The sequence below is a fragment of the Neobacillus sp. D3-1R genome, from assembly GCF_052180215.1.
Taxonomy (GTDB): domain Bacteria; phylum Bacillota; class Bacilli; order Bacillales; family Cytobacillaceae; genus Pseudoneobacillus.
In genome coordinates this window covers 1,503,217-1,523,017 of sequence record NZ_CP197471.1, presented here as the reverse complement: position 1 = coordinate 1,523,017, position 19,801 = coordinate 1,503,217, and the positions used below count along the sequence as shown (strand labels likewise).

General features: G+C 37.0%; 21 protein-coding genes. All 21 read right to left on the bottom strand.

Annotated elements, in window-relative coordinates; genetic code table 11:
• Positions 1 to 2 precede the first annotated feature (2 nt).
• The gene (locus ACSBPO_RS07760; protein ID WP_442599481.1) at positions 3 to 776 is read right to left on the bottom strand and encodes a ribonuclease HII; all 774 of its coding nucleotides are present in this window, start codon (positions 774 to 776) and stop codon (positions 3 to 5) included.
• A gap of 112 nt (positions 777 to 888) precedes the next feature.
• On the bottom strand, positions 889 to 1,758 hold the full coding sequence (ylqF, locus tag ACSBPO_RS07755) for a ribosome biogenesis GTPase YlqF (protein ID WP_442599480.1): 870 nt from the start codon (positions 1,756 to 1,758) through the stop codon (positions 889 to 891).
• A gap of 21 nt (positions 1,759 to 1,779) precedes the next feature.
• Positions 1,780 to 2,331 (bottom strand): signal peptidase I, encoded by a 552-nt coding sequence (gene lepB, locus ACSBPO_RS07750; RefSeq protein ID WP_442599479.1) that lies wholly within the window; start codon positions 2,329 to 2,331, stop codon positions 1,780 to 1,782.
• A 133-nt stretch (positions 2,332 to 2,464) separates the two neighbouring features.
• Positions 2,465 to 2,809 (bottom strand): 50S ribosomal protein L19, encoded by a 345-nt coding sequence (gene rplS / locus ACSBPO_RS07745; protein ID WP_377876144.1) that lies wholly within the window; start codon positions 2,807 to 2,809, stop codon positions 2,465 to 2,467.
• A gap of 130 nt (positions 2,810 to 2,939) precedes the next feature.
• Positions 2,940 to 3,683: a tRNA (guanosine(37)-N1)-methyltransferase TrmD gene (gene trmD / locus ACSBPO_RS07740; protein ID WP_442599478.1), complete on the bottom strand. Its 744-nt coding sequence runs from the start codon at positions 3,681 to 3,683 to the stop codon at positions 2,940 to 2,942.
• Positions 3,680 to 4,198: a ribosome maturation factor RimM gene (gene rimM, locus ACSBPO_RS07735; RefSeq protein ID WP_442599477.1), complete on the bottom strand. Its 519-nt coding sequence runs from the start codon at positions 4,196 to 4,198 to the stop codon at positions 3,680 to 3,682. The genes trmD and rimM overlap by 4 nt, the downstream gene beginning before the upstream one ends.
• 13 nt (positions 4,199 to 4,211) lie before the next feature.
• A complete protein-coding gene (locus ACSBPO_RS07730) occupies positions 4,212 to 4,598 on the bottom strand; it encodes a YlqD family protein (protein WP_442599476.1) in 387 nt (128 codons plus the stop codon).
• A gap of 281 nt (positions 4,599 to 4,879) precedes the next feature.
• Positions 4,880 to 5,110 carry a KH domain-containing protein gene (locus ACSBPO_RS07725; protein WP_442599475.1) on the bottom strand — a complete coding sequence of 77 codons (231 nt, stop codon included), beginning with the start codon at positions 5,108 to 5,110 and terminating at the stop codon, positions 4,880 to 4,882.
• A 19-nt stretch (positions 5,111 to 5,129) separates the two neighbouring features.
• A complete protein-coding gene (rpsP, locus tag ACSBPO_RS07720; RefSeq protein WP_442599474.1) occupies positions 5,130 to 5,402 on the bottom strand; it encodes a 30S ribosomal protein S16 in 273 nt (90 codons plus the stop codon).
• A gap of 119 nt (positions 5,403 to 5,521) precedes the next feature.
• Positions 5,522 to 6,874 carry a signal recognition particle protein gene (ffh, locus tag ACSBPO_RS07715; RefSeq protein ID WP_442599473.1) on the bottom strand — a complete coding sequence of 451 codons (1,353 nt, stop codon included), beginning with the start codon at positions 6,872 to 6,874 and terminating at the stop codon, positions 5,522 to 5,524.
• A gap of 12 nt (positions 6,875 to 6,886) precedes the next feature.
• Entirely contained in the window at positions 6,887 to 7,219 is a 333-nt protein-coding gene (locus tag ACSBPO_RS07710; RefSeq protein ID WP_442599472.1) for a putative DNA-binding protein, read from the bottom strand.
• A 98-nt stretch (positions 7,220 to 7,317) separates the two neighbouring features.
• Positions 7,318 to 8,310: a signal recognition particle-docking protein FtsY gene (ftsY, locus tag ACSBPO_RS07705; protein ID WP_442599471.1), complete on the bottom strand. Its 993-nt coding sequence runs from the start codon at positions 8,308 to 8,310 to the stop codon at positions 7,318 to 7,320.
• A gap of 87 nt (positions 8,311 to 8,397) precedes the next feature.
• A complete protein-coding gene (gene smc / locus ACSBPO_RS07700) occupies positions 8,398 to 11,967 on the bottom strand; it encodes a chromosome segregation protein SMC (protein ID WP_442599470.1) in 3,570 nt (1,189 codons plus the stop codon).
• Positions 11,968 to 11,996: 29 nt separating this feature from the next.
• Complete coding sequence (rnc, locus tag ACSBPO_RS07695; RefSeq protein ID WP_442599469.1) at positions 11,997 to 12,737, bottom strand: ribonuclease III; 741 nt, start codon at positions 12,735 to 12,737, stop codon at positions 11,997 to 11,999.
• A gap of 405 nt (positions 12,738 to 13,142) precedes the next feature.
• The gene (acpP, locus tag ACSBPO_RS07690) at positions 13,143 to 13,376 is read right to left on the bottom strand and encodes an acyl carrier protein (protein WP_442599468.1); all 234 of its coding nucleotides are present in this window, start codon (positions 13,374 to 13,376) and stop codon (positions 13,143 to 13,145) included.
• 70 nt (positions 13,377 to 13,446) lie between these two features.
• Positions 13,447 to 14,190, bottom strand: coding sequence for a 3-oxoacyl-[acyl-carrier-protein] reductase (gene fabG, locus ACSBPO_RS07685; protein ID WP_442599467.1), 744 nt, complete (start codon positions 14,188 to 14,190; stop codon positions 13,447 to 13,449).
• Positions 14,187 to 15,134 (bottom strand): ACP S-malonyltransferase, encoded by a 948-nt coding sequence (fabD, locus tag ACSBPO_RS07680; RefSeq protein WP_442599466.1) that lies wholly within the window; start codon positions 15,132 to 15,134, stop codon positions 14,187 to 14,189. Before fabD ends, fabG begins: the two co-directional genes overlap by 4 nt.
• Before the next feature lie 39 nt (positions 15,135 to 15,173).
• A complete protein-coding gene (plsX, locus tag ACSBPO_RS07675; protein ID WP_442599465.1) occupies positions 15,174 to 16,151 on the bottom strand; it encodes a phosphate acyltransferase PlsX in 978 nt (325 codons plus the stop codon).
• 15 nt (positions 16,152 to 16,166) lie between these two features.
• Complete coding sequence (gene fapR / locus ACSBPO_RS07670; RefSeq protein ID WP_442599464.1) at positions 16,167 to 16,733, bottom strand: transcription factor FapR; 567 nt, start codon at positions 16,731 to 16,733, stop codon at positions 16,167 to 16,169.
• Positions 16,734 to 16,841: 108 nt separating this feature from the next.
• A complete protein-coding gene (recG, locus tag ACSBPO_RS07665) occupies positions 16,842 to 18,893 on the bottom strand; it encodes an ATP-dependent DNA helicase RecG (protein WP_442599463.1) in 2,052 nt (683 codons plus the stop codon).
• Complete coding sequence (gene sdaAA, locus ACSBPO_RS07660) at positions 18,890 to 19,774, bottom strand: L-serine ammonia-lyase, iron-sulfur-dependent, subunit alpha (RefSeq protein WP_442599462.1); 885 nt, start codon at positions 19,772 to 19,774, stop codon at positions 18,890 to 18,892. Before sdaAA ends, recG begins: the two co-directional genes overlap by 4 nt.
• Positions 19,775 to 19,801 lie beyond the last annotated feature (27 nt).

The window sequence follows — 19,801 nt, the reverse complement described above, 5'->3', positions numbered from 1 at the left end:
CTTTAGTTTGCATTTAAATCTTTAATAGGTGCAAAGCTTTTCCGATGTAACGGGGTAATTCCATATTTATTTATGGCTTCAAGATGTTCTCTGGTCCCATATCCCATGTTTTGCTCAAACCGATAATAGGGGTATTGCACAGAATAATCCTTCATCATTCGGTCTCTTGTAACCTTTGCAATAATAGAAGCAGCTGCGATGGAGATACTTTTAGCATCCCCTTTTATGATGGATTCTGTTAAGAATGGCGTATCAAGCTTCATAGCATCAATTAAAATGACTTCTGGCTGCTTTGTGAGAGTGGATATTGCAATATTCATAGCCTTTTTAGTTGCCTCGTATATATTCATTTCATCAATAACTTCTGCCTCAACCATTCCCATGCCAATGGCAATAGCTTGTTCATTAATAATTCTAAAGTATTCCTCTCGTTTTTTATCAGACAGTTTTTTAGAATCATCAATGCCGCTTAAATAAAAATCTGCAGGTAATATCACAGCAGCAGCTACTACCGGCCCTGCTAAAGGTCCTCTACCAACTTCATCAACACCAGCTATTAATTGGTAACCCTTGCTACGATATTTCTTCTCAAAGAGGGTCATTTCTTCAAATTTCTCTTTTGCTAACTCAGCCTGATTAATTTTCTTTTCCCAACGATCCAGTAGTTGTTTAACACCTTTTCGTCTGTCTTTTGAAAGTATTTTTATAATTGGATTGTCTCTATCATCAATTTCTCTTAATAGGTTCTCGACTTCTTGCACAGTTTTCATAATCATATTCTTTTCTCCTAGGTTATGCTTTGATGCAAACGGGTTTTGAAAACTTTCTATTATTTTTATCGGCTGGTATTCGCAAAAAATAAAGGCCCTCTACTGGAGGACCTTTATCCTATTCTTCTTCCAAAATTAAATCTCTTGGGCTTTCTAACGAAATTCTCCCAAATTTTTCGGATCTAATTTCTCTAACAACAAGTTCAGAGACTTTATCATAATCAACAAGACCGCCACCAGCCAGACAACCACGCAATTTACCTACATGATCATAAAGTTCAACTAAATCATTAGGTATTTCCTTTAGCTTAAATCGTTCTTCTAAGCGTTCCGGGTACCGCTTTTCCAGCATTCGTAAGGCATAGACAGCTAAATCTTCCAGATTTAAAATCGTATCCTTTATTGCTCCAGTAACAGCCAATTTTAATCCAACGTCTTGGTCTTCAAACTTTGGCCATAAAATACCTGGAGTATCTAAAAGCTCTAATTCTTTTCCCACTTTAATCCATTGCTGTGATTTCGTAACACCAGGTGTATTTCCGGTTTTAGCAATATTTTTATTTGCTAGCCGATTAATTAATGTAGACTTTCCTACATTCGGAATTCCTACAATCATTGCTCGAATCGCCCTAGGATTAACAACACCCTTTGCTCTCAAACGATCAAATTTTTCTTTAAGGATTTCCTTCGCTGCAGAAACTATGGTTTTCATTCCCTCGCCTGCTTGTGCATTTATCGGTAAAGCTTTAATACCCTTTTCAGCAAAATAAGCTACCCATTCATTTGTTACGGATTGATCTGCCATATCTGCTTTATTTAAAAGTACTAAACGAGGTTTGTGTTGAATGATTTCATCAATCATCGGATTTCGCGATGATAGAGGAATACGTGCATCTAATAATTCAATAATAATATCTACAAGTTTAAGCTTTTCTGTGACTTCTCTACGAGCTTTGGCCATATGGCCTGGAAACCATTGAATCGTCAAGATAGCCACCTCCTACTACAACTATTTTACCAGACGAAAATCTTCTGGCGGCCAATAAATAATACTTGTATTTCCTAACACCTTTTCCATGGGTACGGTCCCAATATGTCGACTATCTTTACTAAACCGTCTATTGTCCCCCATAACGAATAAATGTCCTTCTGGAACAGTTTCTCTACCTATTTTCTCTTCTAAAGTAAATGGGTCTGTTAATGGACCATCAATAACTTGCTTTTTATATTCATCTAAATAGGGCTCTTCATAGGCTCTCCCATTTATGAAAAGTGTATCATCTTTGTATTCAATTTTATCTCCTGGAAGACCAATAATTCTTTTTATGTAGTCTTTGTTTTCAGGTGCATGGAAAACAATGATATCAAATCGTTTTGGTTCACTAATTTTATAATTTAATTTATTAACAATCATTCGATCTTGGTCATGAAGAGTCGGCATCATTGATAATCCATCTACTACAATCGGAGCGAAAAAGAAATAGCGAATAATCGCTGCTAACGCAACTGCAATCACGAGAGCCTTTGTCCATTCCCATATTTCACTTTTTTTCTTTGTCATCATTTCCCCACCATTCTAAGTTAAAGTTATATATACTTATTTTACAAAACTTCAGGATAATAAACACGATGGGAACAAATTTTTTACAATCGATAAAAAAAGGGCTTGATAACCAAGCCCTTTTCTTTTTTCATTATCGAATTTCTTTAATACGAGCTTTTTTACCACGAAGGTTACGTAGATAGTATAACTTCGCACGGCGAACTTTACCACGACGGATAACTTCTAGCTTCGCGATTTTTGGTGTGTGTACAGGGAATGTACGCTCAACGCCTACACCGTAAGAAACTTTACGTACTGTAAAAGTTTCGCTGATGCCACCACCACGACGCTTAATCACAACACCTTCAAATAACTGAATACGCTCACGAGTACCCTCGATAACTTTTACGTGTACACGTACAGTATCACCAGGACGGAAAGCAGGAAGATCAGTACGAAGTTGTTCTTGAGTGATTTCTTTAATTAATTGTTGCATCGTTTTCAACTCCTTCCAACAGATGCTCTTACAAATCTCTTTCGTTGCAGCGGAACATCTTAATACAGACAGGCATATTTGCCTAAGTCACAAATAGTATCTTATCATAACGAGTAAGGCTTTTCAATATCTAATTCATTTCTTTTCGAATTTCCTCAAGCCATTTTTGTTGTTCACTTGTAAGATCGATATGTTCAAGAAGATCAGGACGTCTTGTAAGTGTTCGACGAAGTGATTCTTTAACACGCCATTCTTTTATTTTCTGATGGTTTCCAGACATTAATACATCAGGTACTTTTAAACCGCGAAAATCAGCAGGGCGTGTGTAATGCGGATGTTCTAACAATCCAGTACTAAATGAATCTTGTTGATGTGACTCTTGGTTACCCAATACTTCAGGAAGGAGACGGACAACACTATCAATTACAACCATTGCCCCAAGCTCTCCGCCTGTTAACACATAATCACCAATTGAAATTTCATCCGTTACAAGATTTTCTCTGATTCTTTCGTCATAACCTTCATAATGACCGCATATAAAAATGAGATGCTTTTCTTCTGCTAATTCCTCGGCCTTTTTTTGTGTAAATCGTTCACCTTGAGGGCAAAGAAGAATCACTCTGCTAGATTGACCTTCATTTTTGCTTTGCAAACTCTGTACAGCACCAAAAATAGGCTGTGGCTTTAATACCATCCCAGCTCCTCCGCCATAAGGATAATCATCAACCGTTTGATGTTTGTTATCGGCATAGGATCGGAAATTGGTTACATGATAGTGAACAGCCTCTTTCTCTGCAGCTTTTTTTAAAATCGAATGTCCAAACACACCTTCAAACATTTCTGGAAATAATGTTAAAACATCTATTTTCATCATGATAAAAGACCTTCTATTGGATCAATGATGATCTTCTTATTTTTTACGTCAATTACTTTTACCACTTGTTCAATATAAGGAATTAAGATTTCCTTTCCGCCTTTACCTTTTATTACCCAAACGTCATTAGCACCAGGTGTTAAAATCTCTCTAATTTCCCCTACTAATTCCCCATCTAAAGTAAAAATCTCACAGCCAATAATCTCATGGAAATAAAATTCGTTTTCTTCTAATGGTGTTAATTGGCTTTCAGGGATTTTTAGGATTCCTCCCTTAAACTTCTCAACCAAATTAATATTCTGAAACCCTTCAAAAGTTAGCAGTTCAAAATTCTTATGAGTACGGTGACTAGCAATTTTCACTTCAAAAGGTTCCTTATTTTCATCCATAAATAAAAATAATGTATTTCCTTTTTTAAATCGTTCTTCTCCAAAGTCAGTAGTAGAGATTACTCGAATCTCTCCTTGTATTCCGTGGGTATTGACGATTTTTCCAACATTAAACCATTTTTCCATGCTTTCTTCACCTCTAGCGAATTTCTTGGACAATACCATCTTTGATAACAATCTCAGACCGACTCCAATTTTGCTCCCAATTGTCTCCAACTTTAATCTCTGAAATCGCTTGAACTTCTCTTTCCTTTATTTCACTCCCTAATGGAAGTAGTTTTAATTGTTCAATTTGAAATGAAATTAACTTTATTTTTTCGTGTCGTGCTTGAGTTTCTCTATTAAAATGATCGCGGACATTTTTGGTGAGTGTTTTGCTTTGTTTTTCAAATCTTTTTTGTTCAAACTGAAGCTGGTCAAATTCTTTTTGAAGCTGTGAGATGTTTTCCTCAAATTTTTTAAGAAGCTCTTTTTTACTTTTCTCCGTTAGCACTTGTTTTACCACGACTGTTTGAAGAATTTTCATGATGAACCTCCAATCAGTTTATTTGTGCAAGGCTCTTTTCTAAAACTTTGTGGCTTTTATAACTAATAAAGAGTGATTTTACATTAGAATTTGATTAAAATTCTTCTAAAAATCAAGAAAAGAGCTGCTCACTCATTAAGGAAAGCTGTAAAAATCCGGAATTTAGGATTTTTACTAAAACCTCAATCTATACGGAAACAGCCTTGTGCAAAGAAGGATATGTATTCCTTAGGCTGTTTATATGTAAAAGAAGGAGGGTTTCCCCTCCTTCTTTTGGATAATTACTCATTAATCTCTAAATAGATTTTCTTCTGTTGTGAAGTTCCTGCGGCATAGACAACAGTTCGTATCGCTTTTGCAACACGCCCTTGCTTTCCAATTACTTTTCCCATGTCATTCTTGTTGACAGAAAGCTGGTAGGTTACGCGATAATCCTCTTCTACGACATTCACATGAACATCTTCTGGATGATCTACAAGGGGTTTAACAATCGTCTCGATTAACTGTTTCATAGTCCGGCACTTCTTTCAATTACTTAGAGTTTTTTGCATTATGGAATTTTTCCATGATGCCTTCTTTAGAGAAAAGGTTACGCACTGTATCAGAAGGTTTTGCACCATCTTGTAACCATTTTAACACTAATTCTTCATTGATTTGTACTGCAGCTGGTTGAGTTACAGGATTGTAAGTTCCAACCACTTCAATGTAACGTCCGTCACGAGGAGAACGAGAATCTGCAACAACAATACGATAGAAAGGAGATTTTTTTGCTCCCATACGTTTTAAACGAATTTTAACTGCCATTTTAATAAGCACCTCCGAATAGTTTCACACAAGATAGAATAATAACAGAAATCCAAATGGTTTGTAAAGTGTTTTTTCTTTACATCCAAATTTTTCACAAAAAATTATTTGATAGTAAGTTAGAAAGGCTTAAACGGCAACTTAAAGCCACCTTTTTTCTTACCTTTTTGTTGCATACTAGTCATTTGCTTCATCATTTTTTTCATATCTTCGAATTGCTTTAATAGACGGTTGACTTCTGTAACAGAACGTCCACTACCTTTTGCAATCCGTTTTTTACGATTACCGTTGATCATTTCAGGCTGAGTTTTTTCCGCCTTTGTCATCGAACGGATGATGGCTTCGACATGTGCAATTTGTTTTTCATCCACTTGGATGTTGTTAAGACCTTTAATTTTATTAGCCCCCGGCATCATTTTTAGAATTTCATCTAATGGTCCGAGTTTACGAACTTGTCCTAATTGGTCAAGAAAGTCATCGAGAGTAAAAGATGCTGTTCTCATCTTCTGCTCTAATTCTTTCGCTTTCTCTTCATCCACTGAAGCCTGAGCTTTTTCAATTAAAGTTAATACGTCACCCATACCAAGAATACGGGATGCCATACGCTCTGGATGGAACGGCTCAAGGGCATCCATTTTTTCACCCATACCGATAAATTTAATCGGTGTGTTAGTGACAGCACGGATGGATAAAGCAGCTCCCCCACGAGTATCGCCATCAAGCTTTGTTAAAACAACTCCTGTAAGTCCAAGTTGTTCATTAAAGCTTTGCGCAACATTTACTGCATCTTGTCCTGTCATAGCATCCACAACAAGGAATATTTCATCAGGCTTTGTCAATTCTTTAATGTTTTTTAATTCATCCATTAAATGTTCATCGACATGAAGACGTCCTGCTGTATCGATTAAGACATAGTCATTATGGTCTTCTTTAGCCTTTTCGATTGCTTGTTTTGAAATTTCGACAGGACTTACTTGATCCCCTAGTGAAAAAACAGGCATACCTAATTGTTTTCCTAGTGTTTCAAGTTGTTTAATAGCTGCCGGACGATAAATATCACCTGCAACAAGTAAAGGGCTACGGTTGTATTTTTTTCGAAGTAAATTGGCTAATTTACCAGTTGTAGTCGTTTTACCGGCACCTTGTAATCCAACCATCATAATGACAGTAGGTGGTCGATGAGAAGCAGCTATTTTACTGTGCTCCCCGCCCATCAATTCGGTTAATTCTTCTTGAACTACTTTAATAATTTGTTGTCCTGGTGTTAAGCTTTTAAGAACTTCTTGTCCAACCGCTCTCTCACTTACCTTTTTAACAAAGTCTTTCACTACTTTAAAGTTTACGTCAGCTTCCAGCAATGCTAACCGAACCTCACGCATCATTTCTTTAATATCAGCTTCTGTTACTTTGCCTTTTCCACGGATTTTTTGGATTGTATTTTGCAGACGGTCGGCTAAACCTTCAAATGCCATATATGCCGCCTCCTAATCTAATTTCTCGAGTTCAGCAATTGCTTCGGCAATAGCCGATCGAGAGAGATTTTCTTCTTCAGCTAAGTCCTTTAAATTCTGAATTAGCTTATTTCTCTCTTTAAATTTCTGAAATAACAATAGCTTTTCCTCGTACTCTTCTAACATAGTCTCGGTACGTTTAATGTTGTCATATACTGCTTGTCGACTAACATTATACTCCTCCGCAATTTCACCTAGTGAAAAGTCATCTAAATAGTAGAGAGACATATAGCTTTGCTGCTTCGGTGTTAACAACGAATGATAAAAATCATACAAATAATTCATTCGCGTTGTTTTTTCAAGCATGCTACTTCCCCCTTGTTAAGTGAAAAGCCTTTACAAAAGATAGTTTACACAGATTTATAGGCAGTGTCAAGATGATAACTTTACACACTTACAGAGTTTTATTCTGCTGCTTCATTATCAATTAATTCAGCAAAGAGCCCATATACATACTTCTCTGCATCAAATTCTTGTAAATCATCCATTTTCTCACCAAGACCTACAAATTTCACTGGTATTTTTAATTCATTACGAATAGCTAGAACAATACCACCCTTGGCTGTTCCATCTAGCTTAGAAAGAACAATACCAGATACATTGGTTGCTTCTTTAAATGTTTTAGCTTGAATTAAAGCATTTTGACCAGTCGTAGCATCAAGAACCAGTAACACTTCATGAGGTGCACCTGGTACTTCTCGTTCAATGACTCGTTTTACTTTTTCTAATTCTTTCATTAGATTTACTTTGTTTTGTAAACGACCTGCTGTGTCACAAAGTAAGATATCCGCTTTTTTTGCCTTTGCCGACTGGATGGCATCATACATAACAGCTGCAGGATCTGATCCTGCCTCTTGTTTAATTACCTCCACGCCTACACGTTCGCCCCAAACCTCTAACTGTTCAATCGCACCAGCCCTAAAAGTGTCTCCAGCTGCTAACAAGACTGTTTTTCCTTCACTTTTATATTTGTGTGCAAGCTTCCCAATCGTGGTCGTTTTCCCAACTCCATTAACTCCAACAAATAGGACAACAGTAAGACCATTTTCTTGAATATTTATTTCAGGAGATGTTTCGTCAGCTTCTTTATAAATTTCTACGAGTTTCTCTGAAATGACACTTTGAATATCAGATGAATCTTGGATGTTTCTTCTCTTTACTTCCATTTTTAATTCATCAATCAACTGCATTACGGTGTCAAAACCAACATCAGCCTGAATAAGAATTTCTTCTAATTCCTCAAAGAATTCTTCATCAACTTTTCGATAACGAGCTACTAAATCATTAACCTTGTTAGAAAAGCCTTCTCGCGTTTTAGTTAATCCTTCTATAAACTTTTCTGTTACAGAGTCTGTTTGCTTTGTAATTTTTTCTTTTAACTTCTTAAAAAAACTCATTCTATCACTTCCTTTAACATTCACTTTTTCACATTAACGCACCGGGGGTCTGACCCCCGGCGGTTTACCGCGTTAAATCGGTGGTGCTTATATTCCTGGAACTAGTTCCTTTGAGTCTTCTAGTCTTACAGAGACGAGTTTGGAAACACCTGATTCTTGCATGGTGACACCATATAGAACGTCTGCCCCTTCCATTGTTCCCTTACGGTGGGTAATCACAATGAATTGATTCTCCACGCTATAGCGTTTTAAATACTGGCTGAAACGAAATACATTGGCATCATCAAGAGCAGCCTCTACTTCATCCAATACACAAAACGGAACAGGACGTACCTTTAAGATAGCAAAAAGTAAAGCAATAGCCGTTAATGCTCTTTCTCCACCAGACAATAACCCTAAATTTTGAAGTTTTTTCCCAGGAGGCTGCGCAACGATTTCAACACCAGTGTTTAATAAATCTTCTGGATTCGTTAACTTTAATTCTGATCGACCTCCGCCAAATAACGCTTGGAATACAGGTTCGAAATGACTCTTTATTCCCTCAAATGTTTGAGAGAAACGTTTTTTCATCTCATCATCCATTTCATCAATTACTTGGAATAAAGTATCCTTAGCTGCTTGAAGGTCAGTCTTCTGCTCTAATAAAAACTCATAGCGTTCTGAAACACGTTCATATTCTTCTATCGCACCTAAATTAACAGTTCCAAGTTCATCTATCGCCAATTTAATTAATTTAACTTTTTTACGAGCTTCATCGATAGGTATATCAAGTGGATACGTTTCCTTTGCCCCCTCGAAAGATAGTAAATATTCCTCACGCAAATGGGCAAGTTTATTTTCTAATTCCACATCTAAGCGGTTCAGCTTTACTTCCTCATCCCTTAAAGCTTCCACAAGACCTTTATATCTTCGCTTAAATTCCTTTATTTCTAGCTCAGAGTCCTCAAGTTGGTCATTTAAGCGAAGACGCTCTTCTCTTCTTGAAGTGATAAGCTTTAATGTTTCATTCTTATCCTGTAACTTCTTCTTTGCCGCCGTTTCTAGCTGTTCCTCACCTGAGTGACTATTATTCATCTCTGAACTTAAGATGGAAAGGTCCTCTTCAAATGATTTATGCTTATCAACATTTTCTGTTAATTGAATAACAATAAATTGCATTCTTTCTTTTGCATGACTAAGTTGTTCATTTTTTGCTGCATACTCAACTTTTAGATCACTTATTTCTTCGCTTAAGGAATCTTTTGAACTTTTTTCTGAGGTCCGCTGATTCGTTAATTTTTGAATTTGCTCATCTAAAAGAATGATAGCTTTTTCAAGTTCATTTAGTTGAGAATCTAATATCTCTTTTCTATCCAGAAGCTTTTGCTTATCAAGCTTAAATTGCTTCATCTCTATATCATACAGAGATAATCGTTCGTTATTATTTTTTTCTTCAACCTCAATTTCACGGAGATTTCCCTTTAAGGATTGCTCTTTTAAACGTAACTGCTCCCCGTTTTTCCTTAAGACTTCCATTCGTTCTTCTTGAATTTCAATATCCTGTTTTAACTTTTTAACCAATTGTTCTAGTTTGGAGGTTTTATCTTCCATATCCGCGAGCTTATTCTTTAAATCTTCCAATTCACCTTTACGTGATAATAATGATGAATTTTTTTGTTTAATAGCTCCACCGGTCATGGATCCGCCAGGGTTGACAATATCCCCATCCAAGGTAACCATTCTAGAACGATATTGTAAAAGCTTTGCTATCTCGTTTGCCCCTTTTAAATCCTTGGTAATCACTACATTTCCTAACAAATTCAAAATAACATCTTCATATTTAGAATCATACTTGATTAAATCTGAAGACATTCCAACAAAAGAGGGATGGCCTTTAATCATTTGTAATTGAGTCATTGAAAGACTTTTTCCTTTGATAATGTTCCTTGGTAGAAAGGTAGCTCTTCCATATGAATTCTGTTTTAAGAATTGAATCGCTGTTCTGCCGCTATCTTCATTTTCAACCACAATGTGCTGCATAGCTCCGCCAAGAGCTGTTTCAATAGCTAACTCGTATTCTTTTGGAACCTGAATTAGTTCAGCAATAGCCCCTTCAATCCCAGATAACTTTGTTCCTCTTGCCTTTAATACTTCTTTAACACCTTGGAAAAAGCCAGAAAAATCCTCTTCCATCTCTTCAAGCATTTCCTTACGAGATTTAGCTTGTTGGAGGAATTGATAGGCCTGATATAAAGTTTTTTCTTGGGTTTGATATCCATTTTTTAATGACTCAAGCTTTTTTTGGCTCTCTCTGTAGGCATAGACTTGTCCTTCAATTTCCTTTTGAGCGGAACTAATTTCTAACTGAATAACTTCTTTTTTTTCCAATATGACGTTTCGATCTGCAATATATTTTCCATTCTCCGTTTCAAGTTTCAAAGTCCGATTGCTTTGTTGTTCAAGCTGCTGGTCAATGTACTTGATTTCATTTTTAGCGTTAGCTTGTTCATTTAATTTATCAATATATTCACTTTTTAATGATTCAATTTTTTCGTCAATATTTTCGCTAAACAGTTGGAATTGCTCGCGTTTATGATTTAGTTGTTCCTGCAAGTCCTTAGCTTCTTTTTCAAGGGTCTGAACAATGAGTTCTTGCTCACTTTTTTGCTGGGATAACAAGGTAACTTTCTCAGCTAGCTCAATAATATTTTTTTCCAGCTGACCTCGATTCTGTGAAGCGTTCTTTTTACGTTCCTTTAACACTTCTTTTCTGCCTTCAAGCTTTTCAAGTTCTTCACTAGTATGAAGTAATACATTTTGAAGATCTGTAATGGATTCATCTAAAGCTGTGATGTGATCGCGCATTTCTTCAATCTTAGCTTCTTTTAACTGAACCTCTGAAGATAACTTAATATCATCATCTTTATGTTGTTCAAGTTGCTTTGAAATGGTCTCCCATTTCCGATGAAGGTCTTCTATTTCGTAAACAGTTAAGGCAACTTCAAATTTCTCCAGTTCTTCTTTTTTCTCTATAAATTCTTTAGCCATTGAAGCCTGAATTTTTAATGGTTCAACTTGTCCTTCTAATTCATGTAAAATATCTGTGACACGGTTCAAGTTTTCTTGCGTTTCGGTTAGTTTACCTTCAGCCTTCTTCTTCCTCGTTTTATATTTCAAGACCCCTGCAGCTTCTTCAAAAATCGTCCGGCGTTCTTCTGCCTTACTATTTAAGATTTCCTCAACTCTACCTTGGCTAATAATCGAAAAAGCTTCCCGACCAAGCCCTGAATCCATAAATAGATCAATAATATCTTTTAGACGGCTCGGCTGTTTGTTAATTAAGTATTCACTATCACCAGAGCGGTAAACCCGTCTAGTCACACTAACTTCACTATAATCGATCGGTAGAAAATGGTCTTCATTATCAAGGGTTAACGTAACTTCCGCAAAATTCAAAGCTCTTCTTGAATCACTTCCAGCGAAAATAATATCTTCCATTTTCCCACCACGAAGGGACTTAGCTGATTGTTCTCCCAGCACCCAACGAATTGCATCTGTTATATTACTTTTACCACTTCCATTAGGTCCGACAACAGCAGTTACACCCGGGACAAATTCAACAATACTGCGTTCCGCAAATGACTTAAAGCCAACGACCTCCAATCGTTTTAAAAACATATTTTTCCTCCTTCCCTAAAAAATTTTTTCTATCTATTTTCTTGTGTTTTTAGTTTTTGTAAAGCCATTTGCGCTGCATGCTGCTCAGCTTCCTTTTTTGACCTTCCTGTACCTTCCCCTAGTTCTACACCATTAAGCGTAACAACTGAAACGAACTCACGATTATGAGCAGGACCGATTTCTTGTAGAATGCGATATTCAAGTGTTCCATTTCCATCTCTTTGAATTAGTTCTTGTAGTTGACTTTTAAAATCCATCACATGAGAAAAAGCACCAGCATTAATTTTTGGATATACGTTCATTTCTAAAAATCCGATAACCGTTTCTATTCCTTTATCTAAATATAGAGCTCCGATGAATGCTTCAAAAACGTCAGCTAATAGTGCGGGACGTTCCCTTCCACCTGTCATTTCTTCTCCCTTACCTAATAGAATTAATTGACCAAATGAAAGCTCATTTGCAAAAGAAACGAGTGAAGGTTCGCAAACTATAGCTGCTCTTAACTTGGTAAGCTCTCCCTCGCTCATTAAAGGATATTTTTTAAATAAAAATTGTGAAACGGTTAACTCAAGAACTGCATCCCCTAAAAATTCAAGCCGTTCGTTATCCTCAAAAGGCTTTTTGCGATGCTCATTCACATAGGATGAATGTGTAAAAGCTTGTTTTAGTAATTTTTCATCAGCAAATTGAACTCCTATTTTTGCTTGAAATTGTTTAAATAGTTGATCCTTTGCGCGATTAGATTGACTTTCTTTATTGTTTTTGCGCATAACTTTCCACCTTACTTTCTAATTCCATAAGAAAAGCGCAAGCGCCTTGTTTAGCCCCGACAAGCAAATGTTCTCAAGCATATGAAGTCTGTATTTTGACTTCATATGCTTGAGGTTATTTGACCAAGGAAGAAGTGGTTTTTCTTCTTCCATCGAGGGGCTAGGCGCTGGAGCTCGACAATTTTCATAATACAATAATGTATACGTCTTCTTCTAAAACCCATTTTAAGAAATCCCTTCGCAAAACGCAAAGAAACTAAGACATACTTATATAGAATACCAATTTTTAATGTTTCGTGAAATAGGTGCAGAAGCGACTTTCATAATTTTTTGCTAGAAGAAAAATTCCGCTAAAAAATAGAAATAAAGCTCCGTTAATAAAAACGGAGCTTTTAAGCCTAACGATTACAATTTGCTTTGTATGTAATTCACAGCGTCACCGACTGTTGCGATTTTTTCAGCATCATCGTCAGAAATTTCCATATCAAACTCATCTTCTAATTCCATTACAAGTTCAACTACATCAAGGGAATCTGCACCAAGGTCTTCTTTAAAAGAAGCTTCAAGTTTCACTTGAGATTCTTCAACACCTAAACGGTCAATAATCACCTTTGTAACACGTTCTAATACTTCTGCCATGCTCGTTCACCTCCCCTCAAGCCATTATAGTGGATTTTGGAAAAAGAATAAAGTCATTCTTTATTCGTATTTACATAACCATTCCACCATCTATGTGTAATGTTTGACCAGTCATGTAGGAGCTGTCATCAGACGCTAGAAAAGCAGCCACTTTTGCAATATCCTTTGGCTCACCAAATCGAGCTAATGGAATGGCTTTTAGCATTTCATTTTTTACTTCCTCCGTTAATTTATCCGTCATATCTGTTGTGATAAACCCAGGGGCAATCGCATTAACTGTAATATTGCGAGCAGCTAATTCTTTAGCACTTGTTTTCGTTAACCCAATGACACCGGCTTTGGCCGCTACATAGTTAGCCTGACCAGGATTTCCACTTACCCCAACAATAGAAGCAACATTAATAATACGTCCGTAACGTTGTTTCATCATTTGTCGTGTAACAGCCTTTGTACAAAGGAAGACACCTTTTAGGTTGATATTGATAACATCATCCCATTCGTCCTCTTTCATTCGCATTAAGAGATTATCTCTCGTGATCCCTGCATTATTTACAAGAACATCTAATTTCCCAAAACGTTCAATGGTTCCTTTTACCATTTCTGTTACAGAATCAGAAATAGATACATCACATTTTACTGCAAAAGCATCTCTACCTAGTTCTTTTATCATATCAACAACTTCATTAGCTTTTGCCTCACTGCCAGAATAATTTACGGCAACATTAGCTCCCTGTCTCGCAAATTCTAAGGCTATCTCCCTTCCAATACCACGAGATGCTCCTGTAACTAGAACCACTTTTCCTTCTAAGTTCATTGCGTTACCTCCTTTAATGCTTCGACTGTTGCTTGACAGCTTTCTAAATCCGAAACAGCAAACGTTTTTACAGATTTGTTTACCTTTTTAACTAACCCAGATAAAACCTTCCCTGGGCCAATTTCAATAAAAGTATCTACACCTAGCTCGATCATTTTTCGAACTGAATCTTCCCATAATACAGGGGAATATAGTTGTTCAACTAATTTTTCTTTTATTTCTTTTGCAGTGGTAACGGGTTCCGCTGTTACATTAGCTATAACTGGGATGTTAGCATCCACGATATTCATTCCATCAAGAATTTCATTAAACTTTTCCGCAGCAGGCTGCATCAATGAGGAATGAAATGGACCGCTAACATCAAGTGGGATTGCACGTTTGGCACCAGCTTCTTTAGCCTTTTCAGATGCAAGTTCTACCCCTTTTCTTGATCCAGAAATAACGATTTGACCCGGACAGTTTAAATTAGCCAGTTGAACTGGATGCCCTGCATCTGATACAGTTTGTGTCAATTCGGCTAATGGTTCACGATCTAAACCAAGAATGGCTGCCATAGTTCCTTCACCATTCGGCACAGCAGCTTCCATTAGTTCTCCTCTTTTTCGAACAGCATAGACACCTTCCTCGAAAGAAAATGCCCCTGAAGCAACTAATGCAGAATATTCACCTAAGCTATGTCCAGCTACATAGTCAGCTTGTACGTTATATTCACGGAAATATTCTAAAATCGCAATACTTGTCGTTAATAAGGCAGGTTGGGCATTGGTTGTTAACGTTAGTTCTTCCTGTGGCCCATTAAATATCAAATTGGATAAGGAAGTTTGAAGGGTTTCATCAGCTTTTTTAAAATAAGAGTCAACCTTTTCATTTTGTTCCGCTAAACTTTTCCCCATACCTACTGTTTGAGATCCTTGACCTGGAAAAATAAAAGCTATTTTCCCCATATAAACACCCCTTAAAGAAATGATTTAATTTAAAATATCCTATTCAATCGCTTTACGAATTAATGGTGTCACATCTTGATCGACCATTTCTTTCGCCTGTCTAATCGCACTAAAAATGGCTTGGGCATCAGATGAACCATGTGCTTTTATAACCGGCGCTTTTAGTCCAAATAGGCCTGCTCCACCATACTCTGAATAATCCATTTTATTTTTTAATACTTTTAAATCAGGTTTTAATACTGCAGCTGCTAACTTGCTTTTTAAACTACTTGTTAAAGCACCTTTTAACATTTTAAAAACAGACATCGCTGTCCCTTCAATAGTCTTTAACACCATATTCCCCGTAAAACCATCTGTCACAACTACATCCGCTACTCCATCAAGCAAATCACGTGCTTCAACATTTCCGATGAAATTTACCTGAGCGGATTTTAAAAGTTCGAATGTCTGTTTCGTTAATTCATTTCCTTTTTTCTCTTCGGTTCCAATATTTAATAAACCCACACGTGGATTTTTTATGCCTCTTACCTTTTGACTGTAAATGGATCCCATAATGGCATATTGTAAAAGGTGTTCAGGTTTAGCATCCACATTTGCTCCAACATCAAGTAACAGAAAACCTTCCCCGCCAACAGTAGGTAATGTTGGTGTAAGAGCAGGACGTTCAATTCCTTCTATACGTCCGACAACAAATAATCCTGCAGCCATTAATGCACCCGTATTTCCTGCAGAGATACATGCATCCGCTTTTTGATCCGCTACAAGTTGAGCAGCAAGAACCATAGAAGCATTCTTTTTTCTACGTACAGCCCTTACTGGTTCATCTGTTCCAAGGATTACTTCATCGGTATGTAAAACTTCAATTCTTTCTTTGTTGGTTAAATATGTATTTATTTTTGTTTCATCCCCTACTAGGGTTATATCTAAATCAGAGTAATGCTGAATGGCCTTTATTGCTCCTAATACGATTTCTTTAGGTGCATGATCTCCGCCCATAGCATCTATAGCGATTTTCATCTGTCTCATCCTTTGTTAGCTATTTTTAGAACGGTACATATCAAAATCCCCAGTGAAAACTAATTCATTGTTAACATAACTATTCACTTCGACTTTGGTTCTACCATTCTGTTTATCTATTTTGACAACTCTAGCTTTCGCAATAACACGTTCACTTTCTTTTACTGCCCGCTTAAATTGAATATTGGACTTTGCTGTTAAGGCAAGTTCGTCATTAATAACTGCAACAGCTAATGAATTAGCTTGTGCAAATAAATGATGTCCCCGAGCAATCTTATTTCTTTTAAAAACATGCTCTTGTTTGACATCAAAGATAGAAATAGCACTTTGATCAAGTTGTATATCTATAATTTCCCCAATAACTTCTTCTATCGGTAAAGATCGAACTTCGTCTTCAAAGCTTTTTTCAGCAACAGATTTAATTCGCTCTCTTAATTCAGGTATCGAAAGTTCTAAACGGTCTAAACGAATGGTTTGTACACTGACGGAAAATTTTTCAGCTAGATCTTCGTCTGTGATAAACGGATTTTCTTTTATAGTATCAACCAGCAATTGTTGACGTTCTTTTTTATTACGTCTCATTCTATTCACACCATCCGAGATATTATGACTAGGTACTAATAGTAGTATAAAAGTTAAAAAAGCAGATTGCAAGAAATTCATCAGAACTTTGCATCTGCTTTTATAGTATTAATCTAATTTTTCCCCGGCCATCACACCAGATTGTTGCAGAAACTCTCTTAGTGGTAGGTAGTCAGGAGAATGCCAAAATGTTTCAGATTGGATTAGCTTTGACGCATCATCTCGCGCTGTTTCGAGAGCTCGATAATCATGAACCATATCAGCGACTTTAAATTCTGGAAGACCACTTTGTTTTTTCCCAAAAAAGTCCCCCGGCCCCCTTAATTCAAGGTCCTTTTCACTTAAAACAAAGCCATCGTTTGTTTCCGTCATGATTTTCATTCTTTCTTTTCCAACATCTGTTTTGGGGTCAGCAAGCAGAATACAATAGGATTGCTCTTGTCCTCTACCAACTCTTCCTCTAAGCTGATGGAGCTGTGAAAGCCCAAATCTTTCAGCGTCATAGATGAGCATGAACGTAGCGTTAGGGACATTTACTCCTACTTCAACAACTGTTGTTGAAACTAACACTTGAAGTGCATTTCCACTAAAAGCCCGCATCACTTCTTCTTTTTCATTTGAAGATAATCTCCCGTGCATTAAACCTACTTGAAAGCGATTTTGAAAATATTGGGTTAGCATACTATGAATGTCAATCGCATTTTGCACATCCAGTTTTTCTGATTCCTCAATTAAAGGACAAATGACATAGGCTTGTCTTCCTTGGGAAAGTTCTTTTTCCATAAAGCCCAGAACTCGGTCAATCATATTTTGTTTAGCCCAAAACGTTTCAATTGCTTTTCGCCCGGCAGGCATTTCATCTATGATGGAAACATCCATTTCTCCGAAAACTGTGATGGCCAAAGTCCTTGGAATTGGTGTAGCAGTCATGAAAAGAACATCGGGATTTTCACCTTTTTCCCGTAAAACTCTACGCTGTTCCACACCGAATCGATGTTGCTCATCCGTAATAACTAATCCTAAATTTTTAAACACCACTTCGTCTTGAATCAGGGCATGTGTTCCAATCAAGATGTTTATTTCACCTTGCTGTAACTGTTCTAATATTCTTTTTCTTTCCTTTCCCTTAATAGAACTCGTTAATAACTCACATTGAATCCCCCATGGGTGTAAGAGTTGTTGTAATGATTCAGCATGTTGTTCTGCTAATATTTCAGTTGGGACCATTAAGGCACCTTGAAATCCTGCTGAAACAGAAGCAAATAAGCAAATTGCAGCTACAACTGTTTTCCCTGAACCTACATCTCCTTGAAGTAAGCGATTCATTCGGAAAGGTGATTTTAAATCCCCCAATATTTCATTCACAACCCTTTTTTGAGCATTTGTTAATGGAAAGGGAAGCTTCTCAATAAAATTTTTAAGTTGATCAAGCTTATATGCTAGTGAAATACCTAGAGAGTTTTCTCGTTCAAACTTACGAAGAGCTTGCATTTTAATTTGAAATAATAAAAATTCTTCATAAACGAATCTTCGTCTAGCTTGTTTGACATCCTCACTTGAAAGAGGAAAATGGAGTGCTCTTAGAGCATCTCGACGATTCATTAATTTATATTTCCGTAAAAATTCTTGAGGAAGATTCTCCTCCATATCGTGGCCAAATTGAGAGATTGCTAGTTGAATAAATCTTCTAATTCCTTTTGTGGTTATCTTTCCCCTTATATGATAGACAGGCACAAAATCCGTTTTATTAGGCTGTTGATTATTTATTTTTGCCTCATTAGCTGTAATCGTCTGCCTATGCTGGTCCCACTTACCTGTTACCGTTATCGGTTCATTAATAGCCATTTTATTTTTCAAATAAGGCTGATTAAAAAACACCACATTTATTAAATATCGGTCCACTAGAACACGAACGGTTAATCTCGACCGCTTACGTCCAAAGTAGACAAGAGAAGGTTCACTATGAACCTTCCCTTCAATGGTCACTTTTTCATCATGTTTTACGTCTGCTAAATCACGAAGACGATAGTCCTCATACCGATACGGAAAATATTCTAATAAATCTTTAATCGTAAAAATATCTAAATCTGCTAAAAGTTCAGCTGTTTCCTCTCCAATACCCGTAATGGCGGTTACAGATTGAGTGAGAAGGGTACTCATTTTTTATGGAGTGGAATACCAAAGATTTTTGCTTCAAGCGCACGACCTGTAGGAGTTGCCGCCAAACCTCCTTGGGCCGTTTCTTTTAAAGCTGTCGGCATCGATTGACCAATTTTAAACATTGCTTCAATTACTTCATCACAAGGAATTCTACTTGTAATACCAGCCAATGCCATATCTGCAGCAACCATTGCATTTGCAGCCCCCATCGCATTTCGTTTCACACAAGGAACCTCTACTAATCCAGCTACAGGGTCACAAACAAGTCCCAACATATTTTTCAAAGTAATGGCCATCGCCTCCGCACATTGCTGCGGAGTTCCACCTGCCATTTCAACAATAGCTGCCGCAGCCATTCCTGAAGCAGAACCTACCTCTGCTTGACAGCCTCCTGCAGCTCCAGAAATGGATGCGTTATTAGCAACCACAAATCCAAAGGCACCTGAGGTAAATAAAAATTTAACCATTTCTTCACGGGTAGGTTTTAATTTTTCTTTAACCGCGAAAAGAGTACCAGGAACTACCCCGGCAGAACCCGCAGTGGGTGTTGCACAAATGGTTCCCATTGCTGCATTCACTTCATTAGTCGCAACAGCTTTACTAACTGCTTCTAATACAGTTTGTCCTGACAAAAAATTTCCTTTTTCTATATATTTCTGTAAAAGAACCGCATCACCGCCAGTTAGACCTGAATGCGATTTTACACCCTTTATTCCTTTTTCAACCGCTTCTTCCATCACGACTAGATTTCGTTCCATCATGCCCATTACTTCTTCACGAGTCCACTTCCGAATAGACATCTCTTGTTCGATCATGATTTCTGAGATTTGTTTATTTTGACTTACTGCCAATTCCACTAATTCTGCCACATTACGAAACACAGAATTTCCTCCCTATAGAAAAGCGTC